The following is an 18298-nucleotide window of genomic DNA, read 5'->3' on the forward strand; positions in this document are numbered from 1 at the left end:
TAATACTATAACCTAATTTTTAATCAAAATGTATGTCGAAAAGCAAAAAATTGTGATAAGGATAACTATTGTCCTTTTGTGTAGTAATTATTTTTACTTACAAAATTACTTCGAATTTGCTAATAAATACAATATTTTTCTAGTTAATACCTGAATTTTATAAAAATTAGAATTTATTGATTTTAATAAGACAAAATAAAAAGCCGCAACCTAAGTTGCGACTTGATATAGCTCGTGAGAGAATCGAACTCTCGATTCCGCCGTGAAAGGGCAGCGTCTTAGCCACTTGACCAACGAGCCATGGTCAATAATGTCTATCTGTATCAGATAACTATAATATAATATCAATTTTTGTGATAATCGTCAAGCTATTTATGACTATTTTTCAATAATAAATTATTAGTAATTAAGTTCAAACGCTTGTTATCTTTGAATATCAATGCTAGACTATTCTATGTGAAATTTAGCTGATATAGTATCGAATAATGGTCGATTGTTTCTAGCCAGCACCCATGCTGGAACTATCATAGACACTTTATTGAATTGATAGCCATTAGTGCGTCAATTTTTTATTTTCCATTAATAATTCATACAGGCAGGCTAACAAGTTACATCATTGTATAGGAGAAAATAATGGAGAAATTATTTCAATTAAAAGAGAATAAAACGACTGTACGTCGTGAAATTGTTGCCGGGATTACAACGTTTGTATCAATGGCATATATTTTCTTTTTAAATCCACAAATCTTGGGACAAACAGGTATACCTACACAAGCTGTGTTTTTAGCAGCTATTATTGTAGCGGTTTTTGGTACATTATTTATGGGTTTATTTGCTAATGTACCGTTTGCATTAGCACCAGGTATTGGTATGCAAGCCTACTTTACATATACCATCGTATTTGGTTTTGGATTTACTTGGCAACAAGCATTGGCTATTGTGTTTTTAGTTGGTTTAGTAGATATTGTGATTACGTTGACACATGGCCGTCGCGCCATCGTTAAGGGTATTCCAACGGAATTAAAAGCAGCTATTGGTGGTGGTATTGGGTTGTTTGTTACTTATATTGGCTTGAAAAATGCCGGTTTTATCAACTTTATTGTTGATCCAGGTAATATCATAACGTTAAATGACAAGCCTTTCACAGGTGAAGTACATGGTGCGTTAAATAGTATCTTGGCTAACGGTAGTGTGACACCAGAGTTAACAAAGTTCAATAGTGCTAGTACTGTATTAGCATTAATTGGTCTGATTATCTTGATTGTATTAGTTATGCGAAAGATACCAGGTGCTTTTCTGATATCATTGATAGTGACCACTTTAATTGGTATTCCAATGGGCGTAACCAATATTCATATTGGTGCTGGAACATCTGTGAGTCATGCATTTGGCGAATTAGGGCATGTTTTTGGTCAGTCATTAGGCGCACAGGGGATGGGAAGTTTATTTAATAACTGGCATAATGCCTCATTGTCGTTAATTACGATTTTTGCTATGGGCCTTACGGGATTATTTGATGCTATTGGTACTTTAATTGGTATTGGTAATCAAACTGGTATCTTTTCAAAGCAAGACCAAAAATCTTTTGAATCTAGTGATGGCTTTAATTCCAAGATGGATCGAGCATTGGTTGTTGATACTTTTACAACTGCTTTTGCTGGTATTGTTGGTACTTCAAATACAACAACTTTTATTGAATCAGCATCTGGTGTTGCTGCTGGAGCCAGAACAGGTTTAGCGAACATTGTAACATCTATTGGTTTTGCTTTAATGATATTATTTGCACCATTGGTGGGCGTTGTGCCAACAGCTGCTACATCACCATTACTTATTTTAGTAGGTATTATGATGATGGGCGAGTTTAAGAAAATTTCATGGGAATCGTTAGAAGTTGCCATTCCTGCATTCTTTACCTCAGTATTTATGGCTTTCAGTTATTCAATTTCTTATGGTATTGCTGCTGGTTTTATCTTCTTTATCGTCGTAAAATTTGCCTTGGGTAAGTTTAAGGAAGTGTCACCGGTACTGCTAATCGTATCATCTTTCTTTTTAATCAATTTTATTGTTTTAGCATTTATATAAATAAAAAATAACTATCATATTCTTTCAATACTTATATTTAACCGCTTATCACAAAAGTGGTTTTTTTTATGCCCTCAATTGCTACAATAAAGCCAATATTAGGAGGGTGAGAATATATGTTAAACATCAAAAATTTAAGTGTTTCTTATGGTAGAAAAGTTGCCTTAACAGTGCCAGAACTATCCATCAATAAGGGTGAGATTATAGGGGTAATGGGTAAATCTGGGTCAGGGAAATCGACGTTAGTTAATAGTTGTCTCGGGTTAATTCCTTTTAAGGGTCAGGTGAGAATTGATACTGGTGATGTTGGTATCTTAATGCAGGAACAGCACTATGTTGATACGATGACAAATCAAAAAATGATAGAAGGCATGCTGAACACGCGTATTAAGCGGGATAAAAAATTAACTGAGTTAATTGATTTCTTTGATTTTAGTGACCAACTATCACTTCATTTTAAAAACTTATCTGGTGGACAAAAACAGCGAATGAGCTTGATTATGGTACTTTATCAAGAACCAGAATTATTATTTTTAGATGAAATGACGACGGGACTTGACTTTGAAAGTCGACAAGCACTAATTAGTCAATTGAAAATCTACTTTAAGCAACATCAAACAACTGTTTTGATGGTCACGCACTATGCACAAGAAATTGAAGCGTTAGCTGATAAACTTCTAGTTATCCATGATGGCCAAGTAAAAGCTTTTGATGAACCAAAAAATTTGTTTAAGCAGTATATCGGCTATTCGGCATTTATAGTGGGCAATCATACTGAAAAAAGCATCAAGGTCCAACAACCAGAAGATGAGTACAAGGTCGCATGTCGACTGATTGATGACGGGGATGACTTTAGGCGGACACAAAGCGATATTGAATTAGTTTATACGGAAGTTATGAAGGGGCAGCGGTCATGATTAAAAAAAGAAAATTAGTCTTTGAATTTCAAAATTTATTAGGCAATATCATTACGCTATTTTTTGGGTTTGCATTTGCACCAATGATGGCATTAGTGTTTGGCAATAGCTATGCTAACGTACCGCAAGCTTTGAACCAACTTTACTTGAGTTTCTTTTGTACGATACCGCTTTCGATGGTATTTGTTGGTTTTAGTTCATTATTTTCACAAGAAGTCGAGCAAGGCTTTACATTGCGTGCCGAACTTTTCGGTTATTCACGTGTTTCACAAGCCTTACACAAATTTATAGCATTAACGGTGTTTGTTCTATTATCAAGCATTATCTACTCGTGGATTTTTCTATCACATTTTAATTTGCCTTTGCCAAATGCAGTAATTATAGGTCAAATGGCAATATTTCAAATATTAAATACAGCTGTATATTTCATCATTGTTTTTATCCTGACAACGATTTTAAAGAAATTTTCCCGTGTCTATGGTATTTCCATGATTAGCTATTTTGCTATCATGATTATTTCAGGAATTATGGGTAATATGGATGTTGGTAAGTTAGGAAATTATTTGCCAATCAAATTATTTGTCACCAATTATACTAATCATCTTAATGATACTGATTATATATCTGGTAAAATAGTTCTATACCTACTCATTTTATTATGTATTCTGAGTGTGCTGTTGAAAGTGATTGTGAGAAATAAAAATGGAAATAAACATCAATATTGATGATAAATTGAAAGATGTTCAAGTTGTTATTTCAGGTAGTGATATTGAGCAATTAGCTGATATTGCGCAGTATCTTAAATCTAGAAACACACCTTCACGCCAACTTGCTATCAAAACAACTGACAATATTCGTGTTGTAGATAAAGAAGATATTATTTTAGTTGAAAGTTATGGAAATGATTTAACTTTTACACTCAAAAACAATTACAAAATCACAACTAGAAAAACATTGAAGAGGTTTTTGGAAGAAAATCAAAAATCTGATTTCGTGCAAATTTCTAAATCAGAAGTAATGAACTTATCTTATTTGTCGAAGATGGAATCTGCGTTTTCTGGTAATTATTACGCTTTTTTGACCAATCAGTCTCGAGTAACCGTATCAAGACGGTTTATCAAAGGCATTCTAAAAAGATTAGAAGGGAGCGCAGAAGATGAAGCATTTTAAAGAAGCAATTGTATATCTATTTATTGGTATTGGCATTGGATCATTTATCTCTCTATTATCGTTTACCTTAAATCATGGAACACCATCAATGAGACAATTCAGCTTGTTAATGACCATGAGTGCGATTATGGGCTTATTATCTCTGATTTTTGAATATGATAAGATAACTTTTATTACACAGCTCATTAGCCATTTCATATTGGAAATGTTGACATATGGCTTTTTCATTTGGTTAACGTTTGGAAGTGCAGTGATTACGTTTACTAATATACCAACATTTGTGATTACTTATGTCATTATTTTTATCTATTTCAGGAAACAAGGTAGAGACAATGCACGGCGTATTAATGAACAATTGCAAAAAAATAAGCCGAAAAAAAATGATTCAACAAATGAATAAGATGTTGAATTGCTCCTTATATTGGCTATACATTCATGGTTTAATTTTCTAGTTGACCGTCTTCGCGGATTAACTTGTAATCTGTTAAAATAGAATAAATCAACTTTAAGAAAGATTAAAAATATTCCTTATGCCAAACTACCTCATTTTAACTGAAAAACCTTCAGCGGCAGCTAACTTTACAAAAGCGCTAGGTGGAAAAACAGGAGTTTTTGGTGATTTTACATATAAAATTACAAATTTACGTGGTCATGTTATGACCTTAAAAGATCCTGAAGAGATGGTGGCTGAAGATTTAAAAAAGCAATATAAATCTTGGTTGGTGAAACATTTACCATGGAATTTAGAAGATTTTTCTTGGGCACGGACTTATATTCGTCAACGTAACATGCGCACTGGAAAGATTGAGTCAACCAAAAAACTGATTGATGAATTGAAAAAAGAATCTAAAATAGGGTATGATGCGATTGTGATTGCAACAGATACTGACCCGTCCGGAGAAGGGGAACTACTCGCTTGGGAAGCGTTAGATGCAATCGGCTGGCGTGGTCAGGTATTACGGGCCAATTTTATGGATGAATCATCATCAGGCATTCAAAAAGCCATGCACCAATTACGAAATGTTTCCGATAAAATGGCGGATGGAGAGTATGTAAAAGGTGAAAGTCGTAACCGTTGGGATTTTGCGTCCATGCAACTTACGCGAATTGCAACTACTGCTGCTAAAAAAGCAGGCTTTAAAGTGGTTGCACGTGAAGGTCGGTTGAAATCCGTTATTGTTTGGCGTATTTATCAACAACTGGAAGCTATTAAAAATTATGTTAAAACGCCATATTTTGAAGTGAAATTTAAAGATCCTGCGGGGCATATTTTTGGACGAGTTACACCGCAGGGAGAGGTAGTTCCTTGGCGTTTTGCAACAAAAGAACAAGCAAAAGTCGATTTCAACAATTATCATGAAACTGAAGTTATTAATGAAAAACACCAAACACGTACACAAGCACCTGGCAAGCTGTTAGATTTGGCAGGATTGGCTTCTATATTGGCGCCTCGTGGGTTTTCATCTAAAGAAGTATTAAGTACCTATCAAAAAATGTACGAAGCACAAATCGTGTCTTATCCGCGTACAGAAGATAAGACAGTAACACCAGAACAATTTAATGAGTTATTGCCATTAATTGATCAGATTGCGAGCGTTGTTGGTGTCGATAAAAATTTACTAACCCACCGTTCACCACGAAAAACGCATGTTAAGTCACAAGGGGCGCACGGTGCCAATCGTCCAGGTGAGAATGTGCCACAAACTATGCAGGCTTTAGCAAAATTTGGCCCTAGTGGACCAGCAATTTATGAAGTTTTGGCTAAAAACTATTTAGCGATGTTAGCAGAAGATTACGTTTATGACCATGTTACAGCTAATTTGAAAGATTATCCGGAATTTAAGACAGCCTTCAACATACCAATTAAGCTAAACTTTAAGTTAGTCTATGACTCACAAAAAGCCATTAAGGTGGAAGAAGGGGAAGAAGTGGAGTCAACTGGTGGTCAATTAGGTCCGCAAGCAACGCCATATTTACATGAGGGTGCGAATCCAAAGCCACAAGCACCATCAACCAAATGGATTATGGCTTTTTTAGAAAAGCATAACGTTGGTACTGGTGCAACGCGCGTGTCAACACTGTCTGAAATGTCCCGTGGCACCAAAGCCATGTTAACTGAAAAGCGTGGCAAACTAGGTTTGACAGAAACGGGAAATGTATCCGCTATCATGGTAAAAGATACATGGATTGCTTCGCCAAAAATCACAAAGCGTTTGTTTGAAATGATGGATCAGGTTGGTCGCTTTGAAATGACTATGCCGCAAGTACTAGATTCAGTGACGAAAGTAGTTGAACACGACATGCCGATTATGTTAGACAATGCGCAAGCGCTTGAAACATTACTTGGCAAACCTAAACCAAGCGTAAAAAAGCCACGTAAAATATCTGAAAAGATGACCGCTATGTGGCAAGGACAGGAAATTACCTTTGCTCGCGAATGGAGTGGACACATTTTTACAGATGAAGAATTGCAAAAACTACTAGCTGGGGCAGAAGTCAGTTTTCCAGCCAAGTCTAAACGTGGCAAATCCTACACGGCTGTTGGAAAAATGGCGAAACAAACTTTCAAAGGGAACACTTTTTATGGTTTTAAGTTGAACCCAAAAACAAAAAAAGCATAGTCAACGTAGTGTTGATTATGCTTTTTTGTTTTCAATATGTTTTCTTTTGACGTATATCTGACAACAAAGCGATAGGAGAGCAAAGTAGTAATAAGAAAGCGCATACGACATAGGTATTACTGAATGCACGACTTAATGATGTATTTTTTTCCTTTTTAATTTCTGATAAAGTACTTTTCAATTCATCCCTTTGGGCTAACAATTTAATGGCTTCTAATATGTTTTTTTGACCATTTAGTAAAGTTAAATTACCATCAAATAGCGCAATAATACTGTTGTTTAACACCTGATTTGTTGTGGTTGTGCCCGCTAATTTTTGTAAAGAATCATTGATTTTCTGATTTCCTTCACTAATTTTAAATGTGGCATCATATAGCTTTCTGTAGTCTGTGTCTTTTTTAGGTCGGGGCAGTTTACTTTTGTTTAAAGCAGCATGCTTTAGCTGTTCAGTAAATTGTTTTTGTTGCGACGTATAGTTGACATTTTTTTGATCATTACTTGAAAAAATCTGCCTAATTCCGGATTTTGCAGTGTTTTTAACATTTGGAGATAAGTTTTTTCGATTGATTATGGCTACGGAATGATTTTGTATATGAGACTTAGCTGTTGATATATTAGTATTGAGGACAGTAACTAATACGGCAATTCCCAGACAAGTACCAATCTGGCGGGAAGCATTCGTAATACCAGAGCCAATGCCAGTTTTTGATTTCGGTAAGTGCCTGACGGAAGAAACAAAAGAAACCGTAGAGAAACCGAATCCAGAACCAATAATAATCGAGAAAACAATCATTATTCTTTTAGGTGTTGTTGTAGTTATAAATGAGAATAATAGTAGGCTACCAGCTATAAGTAGCATACCAACCAAGTTTACAGGAATGGCGCTGATTCTATCAGAAAGTCGTGTAGCAAGGGGCATTGTGACAGCGATAGCTAATGAGACGGGAATGATCATTAAAGCAGAATGCAAAGCATCATAATTGAGCACATTTTGTAGATAATAATTAAAAATAACAGCTGGGGCGACTAGCGCAAATCCAGTCGCGAAATAAATAATACAAGATGAAGTGAATGTTTTTTCACGAAAAAGATTAAGTTCGACAAGCGGTGAACTAACTTTTAGCTCTATCAAAATAAACACGATTAACCCGATGATGCCAGCTAAGAAGCTTGACAAAATAAGCGTTGATGTCCAACCGTACTCACGTCCTTCAAGTAAACCAAAAGTAATTCCCGTTAATGATATGGTTAAAAAAAGCATGCCAAAAATATCGAAATGACCAACAAGTGTTTCATCAAAAGACTCTTTTGTAAAGAGCAGCACTAGTAGTAGAGATATTAAGCCAATTGGTACATTAAGACCAAATATCCAGTGCCAAGACATATATTCCAAAATAAAGCCACCAGCAGCAGGTCCACCGGCCGCTGCAAGGGCAGTGACGGCCCCTACAATTGCTGCAACCTTTGACATATGTTGTTTACCAAAGAGTTCAATACCCATAGGCAATACCAGTGGTGTAATTATTGCACCACCCAGTCCCTGAAAGACTCTAAAAATTAAAAGATACATGAGTGAAGGGGCAAACATGCAAGCTGCCGAAGACCCTGCAAAAAGAAGTAAACCAATAATCATGAGTTTTTTGCGACCAAACTTGTCGCCTAATTTTGTCGCTGTAATCATAAAAACGGCTAAGGCAAGTGTGTAGGTAGTAGCAACCCAACTAACTCCTGCCAAACTAGTATTGAATGTCGTCATTAGTTTTGGCAAGGCGATATTGACTATGGTGCTGTCCAATGTCCCCATAAACATGGCAATTGTCAGACCAATGAATCCCAGACGTTTCGTTGATTTAATCATCTTAAAATTCTCCTACTATTTTTGTTCATGTTGTCGTCTCCTTTTTTTGCTTCATTATAAAAGCGTGTAATTGTAGTAACGTTTGACACATAAGTGTATTTGTGTCACAATTGTGCCAACAACATATAGTATAGGCTTAAAAAAATGAAATAGAAGAGATGAAATAAAATTATAACTAGTTACACAGATTAAAAGATTTGTGTCAAATATAGGAGGAACTCGATGAATAACCGAATGTCGTTGCAAACAAGAGAATGGGTACGGAGTGCATTCTTGGAGTTACTGGATGAAGTAGAAGATATTAAATCAATTACCATTTCAGATATTAGTAAACGATCAGGAATATCAAGAAGAACATTTTACCGCTACTATGCTTCTAAAGAAGATATTTTGACTGAATACATTGATATCCTAATTGAGCGGTATGGTAATGATTTACGCTCAAAAAAATTAGCAAATTTCAAAGAGTTTATCGTTTATTTTTTTTATTATTGGGGTCAGCATGATCACGAATTGTTTATACTACAAAAAAATGGTTTATTCACTTATGTGTTAAGTGAGTTTAACAAAATGATTCCTGAGTTGTACACAATTATTTCTGCGCCTTGGCATATTCAAAAAGAGGTGAATAGGCGTGAAGTAATATATACAACAAGATATGGGGTTGGCGGCTTGTGGAACGTATACGGGGAATGGCTTGAATTTGATCGTGAAAAGATTGAAATAACGGAAGTTGCCAACATACTAATCCAATCGTTCAATTCCTTATAAAAAATTAAGAACGAATATGCATCAACATACAGTTTTATAAAATTCTTGTAGTATTGTATAATTAAAAGAATTACATGAGAAATTATTTATAAAATGAAAGTGTGAAATTAAATGAACTATAATGCACCACATCGACATGCTGTAATTGAGTTGTCGCAATCAGCAGTTGTGCATAATTTAAAAGTGATTAAAGAGAATGCGCATGCCAAAGAGATCATGGCTGTGTTGAAAGCTAATGCTTTTTCGCATGGATTACCTGAGATGGCCGCTTTGAGTATTACAGCTGGGGCTACCCGTTTTGGCATGGCCATGCTCGATGAAGCTTTGACACTACGTGATTTGGGGTATGTACAACCAATTGATGTACTCGGATTAACAGATTCACGCTATGCGCAATTGGCTGCTGAACGTAATATTACGTTAGCTTTTAGTACCAAAGAATCAATAAAAGCAGCAGCCGAACAGTTAGTTGGTACAGGATTGACATTAAAGGTATCGTTACCCGTTGACACGGGCTTAAACCGTATTGGTTTCAAAAGTCGTGAAGATTTGGTAGCAGCAATTCAAGAAATATCAGCGCAAGATACTCTCATTTTTCAAAGTATGTGGACACATTTTGCTACTGCAGATACACCAAATGTTGACTATGTGGATTTTCAAATTTCTGAATGGCAGCGCTTGACACATGATTTACCAGCAGAACCAATTGAGAAGCATTTTGCGAATACAGGTATTGCTACTTGGTATCCCGAAAAAATTAATACGGATATTGTTCGTTTGGGTATTGGATTATTTGGCATTAACGGTTCTGTGCCAATAATGTCGATGCCATTCGAGTTGATACCAGCTTTGTCATTGAAAGCTAAGGTTGTTAACAGCAAGCCGCTGAAAAAGGGTGATGCGGTTGGCTATGGGGCAGAATATCATGCACCAAATGATGGGTATTTGATTACTATTCCAATTGGACATTCTGACGGTTATCCGTTCAATGGCAATGGTATGCGTGTTTTGGTTGCGGATGGACAAATTGGTCATATTGTTGGGGGCGTAGCCATGGATCAATCAATGATTTTTGTTACTAATCCAGTTGCAGTTGGCACTAGCGTGACCTTAATTGGTCGTGTTGGTGATCAAAGTATAACGATGCAGGATTTAGCTGAGTATACACAAAGTAGTATTGTGGCGTTAATGAATGATTTTGCACCGAGACTGCAACGAATAATTGTTTCATAAAAAGAAAAAGGTGAATGACTTGATGTCGTTCACCTTTTAAAATTATTGCCCCTGCTGGATTCGAACCAGCGCGTAGTGGCACCAGAAGCCACCGCCTTACCGCTTGGCCAAGGGGCAATTACTTTATATATTTTACAGAATTTGTTATCAATTTGCAAGTGGTAATTAGTAGATAAATTCGGTATACTGGGGAAAATACTTTAAGGGGGAATACTATGCAATATGCAACATATGAAAACACAGTCGCAAAGTTAGCTGCGCATCATATTACGATACCAGATATCGCGCGAATAGCCTTCAACAATGAGCAATCGTATGTCGAAGGATTAACAATTGAACAAGTAGAAGATGCAGTTGAAAGTATCTTACATAAGCGAGTTGTTCAGCACCAGGTGTGGGTTGGTTTAGAACTTGATCGTTTGGCTGAAGCTCATTTGCTAGAAGCCCCGTTGCAAGATTTGGTTGAAAATGATGATGGGCTTTTTGGTGTTGATGAAACCATCGGTACAGCAATTGCAATGTCCTTTGATACAATTGGTGTTACAAACTATGGTTATATTGATAAAACAAAAGTTGGCCTTGTTGGTGAATTAGATCGTAAAGGAAAAACTTCTGAAGCGGTAACGACGTTTGCAGATGATATTGTGGGCGCACTGGCCGCAGCTGCAGCCTCTAAGGTTGCGCACAAGTATGCGACCGGTAGAGTTGATTCTATTCTACCAAACCAAGATAACGCTTAGGCGTTATTTTTTTGTAGTTAAATTTGCATAATAGGTCTAGACCAATTATACTATTATTATAGACTTCATTATTATCGTTGTAGAGGCAAGATTTAGGAGGAATGTGCTGCGTGGTGATTTCGCTTCGCGTACGAAATATTATGGCAAAACTAATTAAAAACATTGATCTTTACACAGGGTATCAGCATATAGAAGATGCCTTCATGCGTTTTACAGATACGGTTGAGGAAGTCGGTTATATGATTGACTTCAAGGAAAAAGCTGATGACGAATTGATAAATGAGGCCTCAGGCAAGATAATTGTTCCCGGCTTTATTGATGTTCATAAGCATGGCGGTTATGGATTAGACACGATGGATGGTGATCCCGAAAAGTTAAATACCATGATTAATAAGATGGTTACGGAAGGTATTACATCATTATTCCCAACAACAATTACACAATCACCAGAAAATATTGAACGTGCTTTGAGAACCATTGACCAAGTTGCCAAAACTAATCCGGTTATTCAGGGAATTCATTTGGAAGGGCCTTTTATTAACAAAGTCTTCATGGGTGCACAGCCTGAAGAGTATATTATTGATCCCAATACAGAACTTCTGAAAAAATGGTATGCACTTTCTGGCGAACGTATTCGATTAGTGACCTATGCGCCAGAAAATGGTGGTATTCCTGATTTTGAAGAATTTATGCTACAGCATAACATTGTTCCATCAATTGGGCATTCTGACGCGACACGAGCACAATTGGTACACTCACGAGCCACACATATTACTCATTTGTATAATGCGCAAAGGCCTTTGCATCATCGTGAACCTGGTGTCACGGGACATGGTATGCTAGAGGACGCAATTACTGGTGAATTAATCGCCGATGGTTTTCATATTGTACCTGACATGTTACAATTAGCTTTTAGAATCAAAGGTGCTCACAAATTAGAGCTAGTAACTGATTCAATGAGAGCTGAAGGATTAGGAAATGGTATATCTGAACTTGGCGGACAAAAAGTTACTGTTAAAGATAAGCAAGCGCGCTTAGATAATGGTCACTTGGCTGGTTCTGTACTGGCTTATGATGATGCGTTCACCAACATCCAAAAATTCACAAGTGCTGATATTAATGATGCAGTGCAAATGAGTTCAGTTAACCAAGCACGCGAGTTTGGGCTTACCCAAAAAGGCAACTTATCCGAAGGTAAGGATGCTGACTTTAACATTTTTGACAAGGAATTGCATTTAGAGGCGACGTATTCACTTGGTCGCCATTTTGCACGGTAAAACAATGGCTAAACCTCGATATATTGAAATTCATAATCAAATACTGTCACGTATCGAAGCTGGTGAGTGGCGTTCACAAGAGCGTTTACCTGCTGAAAGAGATTTGGCACTTGAGTTTAACGTGTCGCGTATGACATTACGCCAAGCAGTTCAAACATTGGTTGACGAAGGCATATTAGAACGTAAAGTCGGATCAGGAACTTACGTCGCTGAACAGAAGGTTTCTGAACGTGCCCTGGGTGTTACTAGTTTTACAGAATTAATGGCAGCTACAGGTCGAATACCGCATACGGTGACGGTTAGCTATAAGACTACGACACCATCCGCTTCAGAAATTGAGCATTTGCAACTGGATAGCACAGATAAAGTATTGATCATGGAGCGTTTGCGTTTGGGGGATGATGAGCCTATTTTACTAGAACGTACAACTTTGCCAGTCCAATTAATTGAGTCATTCACTCGTGGCGCATTGACAGAATCATTGTACGCCACATTAGCATCAGCGGGGGTATACCCTGGACATGCTGAGCAAACAATCACGGCCACGTTAGCAAATGAAAGATTGTCGGAATTATTACAGATAAAAAGAGGTGATCCAATTTTATCTGTACGACAGGTCTCATATGATCAACATGATACGCCGTTTGAATATGTACGATCATATTATGTGGGTGAGCGTTTCGAATTTACTTTAACAAGATAAAAAGATGGTTGATCATAGATCAACCATCTTTTTTTATTTATGATTAAACTTCTTAGCCAAGAAGTCACCGGTAACTTGGACAGTTAACACCAAGATTAAGACAAGCAGTGTAGCTACCAAAGTTGTGTCAGTTGCAAAACGATTGTATCCGTATGAAATAGCCATATTACCTAGACCACCAGCACCGATGGCACCAGCCATGGCAGTTAAACCAATCAGACTAATTAAGGTCACAGTCGATACACGAATGATTTCTGAAAGGCCTTCTCGTAAATAAACCCCAAAGACAATATCCCAAAAGGATGAACCCACCGACTGTGCAGCTTCAACAATTCCACTGTCAACTTCGCTCAAGGCTACCTGTATTTGACGCGCATAGAAAGGGAATACACCTAATGATAATGGTACTAAAGCAGCTGTGGTACCAATTTGGGTACCAATGAGGAGCTTTGTAAATGGTGCAATAAAAGCCAATAAAATGATAAACGGAATGGCACGAAAAAGTGATACGACCTTATCAAAAATCCAAAATGAAGCTTTGTTCGGTGCAATACCATTGGGTGCGGTAATGATTAATCCGAGGCCAAAAATTAGACCAAGAATACCACCAAAGATAGCTGACCAGAACGTCATGTAGATTGTTTGAACAATGGACGTCCACCAACCAGTATCGCCGCTCCAACCTTGATAAACAACGTTAGGGAATGTATTTGTAAACCATTGGCTCATAATTAGTTGCCTCCTTTAAGAATTGTGACTTCAACATGATGATCATGTAATGTAGATAGGGCTGTTTGCACTTGCGTTGGTTCACCTGACAAAATAACTAGCAAAGATCCAACTGGTGTATCCTGCAAGACTTCGATATTACCATACAAAATGTTTGCCGTAACATTAAAATCACGGAACAAGCTAGCAATTAATGGTTCATCAGTTGTCTCACCAACATATGATAAACGAGCAAAAATTTCACCTTCTTTTAACTCTTTCACTAGCGGTTCGTGCCTAATTGTTTCAATGGCTTTATCAATATTTGTAGCTGTTTCAATGAATTCTCGTGTCAACTGTTGCTTTGGTTGGGCAAATATTTCCAGAAGTGAGCCACGTTCAATAATTTCGCCATTTTGCATCACAGCCACTTTATTTGCAATTTCCTTGACGGCTTGCATCTCGTGTGTAATCAATACAATTGTTAAATCAAATTCTTGATTTAGCTTTTTTAATAGGGCCAAAATTTGATTCGTTGTTCTAGGATCCAATGCGGAAGTTGCTTCATCAGAAATTAAAATTTCAGGATCATTGGCTAAGGCACGAGCGATAGCGACACGTTGTTTTTGACCACCAGAAAGTTGTGAAGGGTATTGTTCTGCACGATCAGATAGGTCAACTAATTCGAGTAGCTCAGCTACTTTAGCATTCTTTTCATCGTCTTTTAATTTACTGTGTTGCAATGCGAAGGCAACATTTTCTGTGACTGTTCGTTCATTTAATAAGTTGAAATGTTGGAAAATCATGCCAATCTTTCGACGTCGAACACGCAAGTCATTTGTGCCAATTCGTGTTTTTTTAGCATTCTGACTACCAGCCTGAAAAAAAGTTTCTCCGTTAACAGTTACGGAGCCACTAGTTGGTTCTTGCAGCAAGTTAATCACACGTACAAGTGTTGATTTTCCAGCACCGGAATAGCCTACGATACCGTAAACATCACCACGTTCAATATTGATGGAAACGTTTTTGACAGCTTCTATGGTGCGCTTTTTTTGATGGAAAGTGACATCGATATTTTTTAGTTCAATGATTGGTTCTGTCATTTTTCATAACTCCTAATTAGTTCTTTGATTACAGCAATATGTTGATTATAATCTGTTAATCGGATATTTTCATTGGGTGCATGGTCTAATGTATGCGCGTATCCTACGCCCAAGCTAGCTATAGGTGCGTTCAATGCTTCGTGAATGTAATACATTGGGCCGGTGCCAGGAGACGTTGGCATAATAACTGGATGCTGATGATAATACTTCTCAGTGATATCAATAACACGCAAAATTTCTGGATCCGACATGTCACTACGATATCCTGGTTGACCTAACGTCTTGGTTACCACGATATCAGAAAATCCTTCATTTTGGAAATGCTGTTTAATTTGTTGCAGGGTTTGGTCAGGATCCATATTAGGAACTAAACGAGCTTCAAGTTTAGCAGAGGCAACAGCAGGCAAAACGGTTTTGACACCTTCACCTAAATAGCCACTTTGAATACCTTCTATATTTAATGTTGGTTGAAAATATAATGTTTCTTTTAGGTCATTGCCAGTTTTATCACTTAAAAGTGGCGAAGTTAGACCATGTTGTTGAATCAATGTGTCTCTTGTTGTAGGAAGATTTCTAACCAGTTCTTTTTCGCGTTGATTAGGGATGGCCACATCGTCATAGAATCCTGGGACAGCAATGTGACCTTCTCTATCAAATAGGGTTGCTAAAGCTTGGGTCAGACGCCAAGCAGCAGAATCTACGACACCAGCTAAAGATGAATGAAGATCGCTCTTTGCTGTTTGTACATCAACATTGAATGTTACGATACCCTTGTTACCACCAAAAATCTCCACCACATCATGCACGTTTTTTCCGCCTGATTCCCAAATAACTAAATCTGCGAATAGTTGATCTTGATACTTACTTAAGTATTCATCCAAGTGCTGAGAGGATGATTCTTCAGAACCTTCAATAATAAAAGTGATATTTACTGGTAAGTGACCTTCGTGTTCAGCTAAGTATTCTTCGATGGCTGTCAAGCGGGCAGTGATATTTCCTTTGTCATCATCAGTTCCGCGTCCATATAATTTACCGTCATGTTCAGAAAGTGTCCAAGGATCTGTTTGCCACAATGATATTGGTTCTACTGGCTGCACATCATAGTGATTATAGATAACTAGCGTCTGAGCATCAGGGACACTGCTCCTAAATTGAGCTAATACGAATGGCGCAAAATAGGTATCATCATAGGTTACTTGAGCACCTAATTCACGAAAAGTTGTCGCCAAAAGTTGAGCTGCTTCGGGTAAACAGCGACGAGTTGCCGAAACACTGGGTAGTGCAACTAGATCGCGGAGTAAATTTAAATATTTTTGATTAGAACTCATGTTCATTTATTACCTTCCACAGAAATTATGTACGCGCCGAAGCGCATGTCTTTACTTGTTATAGTCCCAAACTGTAACTTCCGCTGAACCGTAATACTTTTTAACTAGTTTTTTTGTCTTATCAGTTTGCAATGACTTTACAACCTTTTTGTAAGTCTCGTTGTCTTTGTCTTTCTTATTGGCAGCGATGAAGTTGAAGTATTGTTCTGTTTGTTTATTCAAACCTTCAACGTAAATGGCTGAATTGACATCTAAGTTAGCTGATACGGCGTAGTTAGTGTTCACCACGGCACCAGCAACTTTTGAATCATTTAATGATTTAGCGGTTTGCGAAGCATCAACCGGCGTAATCGTCAAGTTTTTAGGATTTGATGTGATATCTTTTGGTGTAGCAGTATCAGTATCCTTAATCTTAATTAGCCCTGCTTCAGCCAAAAGATGAATACCACGATTTTCGTTAGTGACGTCGTTGGCTACCAAAATTTGGTCACCAGACTTAAATTCAGAGATCTTCTTATATGACGTTGAGTATATACGAAGTGGAGTTGTCCAAGTATCTCCAATAGAAACAATGTTAGTCTTGTATGTTTTGTTCCAGTTCTTCAAAAAAGGATAGTTTTGGAAAGCATTTAGATCAATGTCACCATCTGCTAAGGCTTTGTTTGGTTGTGAATAGTCAGTGAATTTCTTTGTTTTCAAAGTAATGCCGTACTTATCTTTGGCAGTTTTAATAGTGGAGGCCCAGATTTCATCTTCCGCTTTTGACCCAGCCATTACACCAATAGTAACGGTCTTAGATTCTGTTTTTCTTTGTCCACCAAATGATAGGTAGGCTGCAGCAGCGATAACGACAACGGCAACGCCAGCGATAATATAGTTCTTTTTCTTACTCATAATAAATTCTCCCGTAGTATCTAATTAATTCTTATTTTGAAAAATCTTTATCCCAAGCAGGTAGTTCAACACCAGCGTATTGCTTATTAATGGCTTTCTTAACGGCATCTGTTTGGTAAGCCTTCACAACTTGCTTATAAGTTTTATTGTCTTTATCTTTGCTGTTTGCGGCAATAATGTTAACCCATTGATGTGAGTTCTTGTTAATTGGTTCAACGAAAATGGCTTTTTTATAGTCCAATTTAGCTGAATCTGCATAAGTGCCGTTGATTACTGCGCCTTGGATGTCAGATAAGGTACGAGCAGTTTGATCGGCAGCTAATTCTTTAATTTTCAAATTTTTAGGATTTTTTGTGATGTCTTTAACTGTCGCAGTCGTTAGACCATTTTTTAAATCGATTAATCCAGCAGCTTTTAAAACATACAGTGACCGGCTTTCATTTGATGGGTCATTTGGTACGGCGATGGTGTCGCCACTTTTGAACTGAGAAACCTTGGTGTATGTTTTAGAATACAATCGGATAGGTGAAATAACCGTGTCGCCGATTGAAACAATTTTATTACCAGTTGCTTTATTTGACGCCTTTAAGAATGCATAATGCTGGAAGGCGTTAAGATCAATATCGCCTGCAGCCAAGGCTTTGTTCGGTTGTGAATAATCTGTAAATTCTTTGAATTTAATTGTAATGCCATATTTATCTTTAGCAGTTTTCTTAACAGTATTCCAAATGGCTTGGTCTTGTTTTGAGCCAGACATTATACCAATGGTTACTGTTTTGGACGATGCTTTTGAGTGTTGCCCAAAGCTGGCGTAAGCGGCACCAGCAATTATAATTACTGCAGCACCACCAATAAGCCATTTGGCTTTTTTGCTCATAATATATATTCTCCTC

General features: G+C 37.3%; 17 protein-coding genes and 2 tRNA genes. 11 read left to right on the forward strand and 8 right to left on the reverse strand.

The features are described 5' to 3' along the window. Window positions 1-228: 228 nt before the first annotated feature. Window positions 229-300 (reverse strand) — tRNA-Glu (locus tag JNUCC76_RS01990). 333 nt (window positions 301-633) lie between these two features. Between JNUCC76_RS01990 and JNUCC76_RS01995 the strand changes: the two genes are divergently transcribed. From JNUCC76_RS01995 to JNUCC76_RS02020, 6 genes are all read left to right on the forward strand, one after another. Further along, on the forward strand, window positions 634-2082 hold the full coding sequence (locus JNUCC76_RS01995) for an NCS2 family permease (RefSeq protein ID WP_454155362.1): 1449 nt from the start codon (window positions 634-636) through the stop codon (window positions 2080-2082). Between the two features lie 116 nt (window positions 2083-2198). Beyond that, entirely contained in the window at window positions 2199-2999 is an 801-nt protein-coding gene (locus tag JNUCC76_RS02000) for an ATP-binding cassette domain-containing protein (RefSeq protein ID WP_454155364.1), read from the forward strand. Then, window positions 2996-3724 (forward strand): hypothetical protein, encoded by a 729-nt coding sequence (locus JNUCC76_RS02005; RefSeq protein WP_454155366.1) that lies wholly within the window; start codon window positions 2996-2998, stop codon window positions 3722-3724. Before JNUCC76_RS02000 ends, JNUCC76_RS02005 begins: the two co-directional genes overlap by 4 nt. Beyond that, entirely contained in the window at window positions 3702-4169 is a 468-nt protein-coding gene (locus JNUCC76_RS02010) for a LytTR family DNA-binding domain-containing protein (protein ID WP_454155368.1), read from the forward strand. The genes JNUCC76_RS02005 and JNUCC76_RS02010 overlap by 23 nt, the downstream gene beginning before the upstream one ends. Beyond that, window positions 4156-4569: a DUF3021 domain-containing protein gene (locus tag JNUCC76_RS02015; RefSeq protein ID WP_444716802.1), complete on the forward strand. Its 414-nt coding sequence runs from the start codon at window positions 4156-4158 to the stop codon at window positions 4567-4569. The genes JNUCC76_RS02010 and JNUCC76_RS02015 overlap by 14 nt, the downstream gene beginning before the upstream one ends. A gap of 130 nt (window positions 4570-4699) precedes the next feature. Next, window positions 4700-6790, forward strand: coding sequence for a DNA topoisomerase (locus tag JNUCC76_RS02020; RefSeq protein ID WP_454155369.1), 2091 nt, complete (start codon window positions 4700-4702; stop codon window positions 6788-6790). A 31-nt stretch (window positions 6791-6821) separates the two neighbouring features. Here JNUCC76_RS02020 and JNUCC76_RS02025 read toward each other — a convergent pair whose 3' ends face one another. Then, window positions 6822-8648: an MFS transporter gene (locus tag JNUCC76_RS02025; RefSeq protein ID WP_454155370.1), complete on the reverse strand. Its 1827-nt coding sequence runs from the start codon at window positions 8646-8648 to the stop codon at window positions 6822-6824. 222 nt (window positions 8649-8870) lie between these two features. Between JNUCC76_RS02025 and JNUCC76_RS02030 the strand changes: the two genes are divergently transcribed. Together JNUCC76_RS02030 and alr are read left to right on the forward strand one after the other, a co-directional pair. Further along, entirely contained in the window at window positions 8871-9419 is a 549-nt protein-coding gene (locus tag JNUCC76_RS02030; RefSeq protein ID WP_454155371.1) for a TetR/AcrR family transcriptional regulator, read from the forward strand. 111 nt (window positions 9420-9530) lie between these two features. Then, on the forward strand, window positions 9531-10652 hold the full coding sequence (alr, locus tag JNUCC76_RS02035; protein WP_454155373.1) for an alanine racemase: 1122 nt from the start codon (window positions 9531-9533) through the stop codon (window positions 10650-10652). A gap of 45 nt (window positions 10653-10697) precedes the next feature. Here the strand turns inward: alr and JNUCC76_RS02040 are convergent. Next, window positions 10698-10769 (reverse strand) — tRNA-Gln (locus JNUCC76_RS02040). 98 nt (window positions 10770-10867) lie between these two features. Here JNUCC76_RS02040 and JNUCC76_RS02045 point away from each other — a divergent pair. The 3 genes from JNUCC76_RS02045 to JNUCC76_RS02055 all read left to right on the forward strand — a co-directional run bounded on the left by JNUCC76_RS02045 (window position 10868) and on the right by JNUCC76_RS02055 (window position 13372). Further along, window positions 10868-11392 (forward strand): phosphatidylglycerophosphatase A family protein, encoded by a 525-nt coding sequence (locus JNUCC76_RS02045; RefSeq protein WP_454155374.1) that lies wholly within the window; start codon window positions 10868-10870, stop codon window positions 11390-11392. Window positions 11393-11532: 140 nt separating this feature from the next. After that, window positions 11533-12669 (forward strand): N-acetylglucosamine-6-phosphate deacetylase, encoded by a 1137-nt coding sequence (nagA, locus tag JNUCC76_RS02050; RefSeq protein ID WP_454155376.1) that lies wholly within the window; start codon window positions 11533-11535, stop codon window positions 12667-12669. Window positions 12670-12673: 4 nt separating this feature from the next. Beyond that, entirely contained in the window at window positions 12674-13372 is a 699-nt protein-coding gene (locus tag JNUCC76_RS02055) for a GntR family transcriptional regulator (RefSeq protein WP_211635439.1), read from the forward strand. 33 nt (window positions 13373-13405) lie between these two features. Here the strand turns inward: JNUCC76_RS02055 and JNUCC76_RS02060 are convergent, their stop codons facing one another. Genes JNUCC76_RS02060 through JNUCC76_RS02080 form a run of 5 tightly spaced genes read right to left on the reverse strand, consistent with a single transcriptional unit; the run spans window position 13406 to window position 18282 of the window. Further along, window positions 13406-14101: a methionine ABC transporter permease gene (locus JNUCC76_RS02060; RefSeq protein ID WP_454155379.1), complete on the reverse strand. Its 696-nt coding sequence runs from the start codon at window positions 14099-14101 to the stop codon at window positions 13406-13408. Between the two features lie 2 nt (window positions 14102-14103). Beyond that, window positions 14104-15183 carry a methionine ABC transporter ATP-binding protein gene (locus JNUCC76_RS02065; protein WP_454155381.1) on the reverse strand — a complete coding sequence of 360 codons (1080 nt, stop codon included), beginning with the start codon at window positions 15181-15183 and terminating at the stop codon, window positions 14104-14106. Continuing rightward, window positions 15180-16511 (reverse strand): M20/M25/M40 family metallo-hydrolase, encoded by a 1332-nt coding sequence (locus JNUCC76_RS02070; protein WP_454156502.1) that lies wholly within the window; start codon window positions 16509-16511, stop codon window positions 15180-15182. The genes JNUCC76_RS02065 and JNUCC76_RS02070 overlap by 4 nt, the downstream gene beginning before the upstream one ends. 51 nt (window positions 16512-16562) lie before the next feature. Then, complete coding sequence (locus JNUCC76_RS02075) at window positions 16563-17405, reverse strand: MetQ/NlpA family ABC transporter substrate-binding protein (RefSeq protein ID WP_454155383.1); 843 nt, start codon at window positions 17403-17405, stop codon at window positions 16563-16565. Window positions 17406-17436: 31 nt separating this feature from the next. Then, window positions 17437-18282: a MetQ/NlpA family ABC transporter substrate-binding protein gene (locus JNUCC76_RS02080; RefSeq protein ID WP_454155384.1), complete on the reverse strand. Its 846-nt coding sequence runs from the start codon at window positions 18280-18282 to the stop codon at window positions 17437-17439. Window positions 18283-18298 lie beyond the last annotated feature (16 nt).

This window comes from Leuconostoc sp. JNUCC 76 (assembly GCF_053667755.1).

Bases quoted from the DNA above. Each gene is read 5' to 3' on its own strand.
- JNUCC76_RS01995 (WP_454155362.1), top strand. From the start codon at position 634: ATGGAGAAATTATTTCAATTAAAAGAGAATAAAACGACTGTACGTCGT.
- JNUCC76_RS02000 (WP_454155364.1), top strand. From the start codon at position 2,199: ATGTTAAACATCAAAAATTTAAGTGTTTCTTATGGTAGAAAAGTTGCC.
- JNUCC76_RS02005 (WP_454155366.1), top strand. From the start codon at position 2,996: ATGATTAAAAAAAGAAAATTAGTCTTTGAATTTCAAAATTTATTAGGC.
- JNUCC76_RS02010 (WP_454155368.1), top strand. From the start codon at position 3,702: ATGGAAATAAACATCAATATTGATGATAAATTGAAAGATGTTCAAGTT.
- JNUCC76_RS02015 (WP_444716802.1), top strand. From the start codon at position 4,156: ATGAAGCATTTTAAAGAAGCAATTGTATATCTATTTATTGGTATTGGC.
- JNUCC76_RS02020 (WP_454155369.1), top strand. From the start codon at position 4,700: ATGCCAAACTACCTCATTTTAACTGAAAAACCTTCAGCGGCAGCTAAC.
- JNUCC76_RS02025 (WP_454155370.1), bottom strand. From the start codon at position 8,648: ATGATTAAATCAACGAAACGTCTGGGATTCATTGGTCTGACAATTGCC.
- JNUCC76_RS02030 (WP_454155371.1), top strand. From the start codon at position 8,871: ATGAATAACCGAATGTCGTTGCAAACAAGAGAATGGGTACGGAGTGCA.
- alr (WP_454155373.1), top strand. From the start codon at position 9,531: ATGAACTATAATGCACCACATCGACATGCTGTAATTGAGTTGTCGCAA.
- JNUCC76_RS02045 (WP_454155374.1), top strand. From the start codon at position 10,868: ATGCAATATGCAACATATGAAAACACAGTCGCAAAGTTAGCTGCGCAT.
- nagA (WP_454155376.1), top strand. From the start codon at position 11,533: ATGGCAAAACTAATTAAAAACATTGATCTTTACACAGGGTATCAGCAT.
- JNUCC76_RS02055 (WP_211635439.1), top strand. From the start codon at position 12,674: ATGGCTAAACCTCGATATATTGAAATTCATAATCAAATACTGTCACGT.
- JNUCC76_RS02060 (WP_454155379.1), bottom strand. From the start codon at position 14,101: ATGAGCCAATGGTTTACAAATACATTCCCTAACGTTGTTTATCAAGGT.
- JNUCC76_RS02065 (WP_454155381.1), bottom strand. From the start codon at position 15,183: ATGACAGAACCAATCATTGAACTAAAAAATATCGATGTCACTTTCCAT.
- JNUCC76_RS02070 (WP_454156502.1), bottom strand. From the start codon at position 16,511: ATGAGTTCTAATCAAAAATATTTAAATTTACTCCGCGATCTAGTTGCA.
- JNUCC76_RS02075 (WP_454155383.1), bottom strand. From the start codon at position 17,405: ATGAGTAAGAAAAAGAACTATATTATCGCTGGCGTTGCCGTTGTCGTT.
- JNUCC76_RS02080 (WP_454155384.1), bottom strand. From the start codon at position 18,282: ATGAGCAAAAAAGCCAAATGGCTTATTGGTGGTGCTGCAGTAATTATA.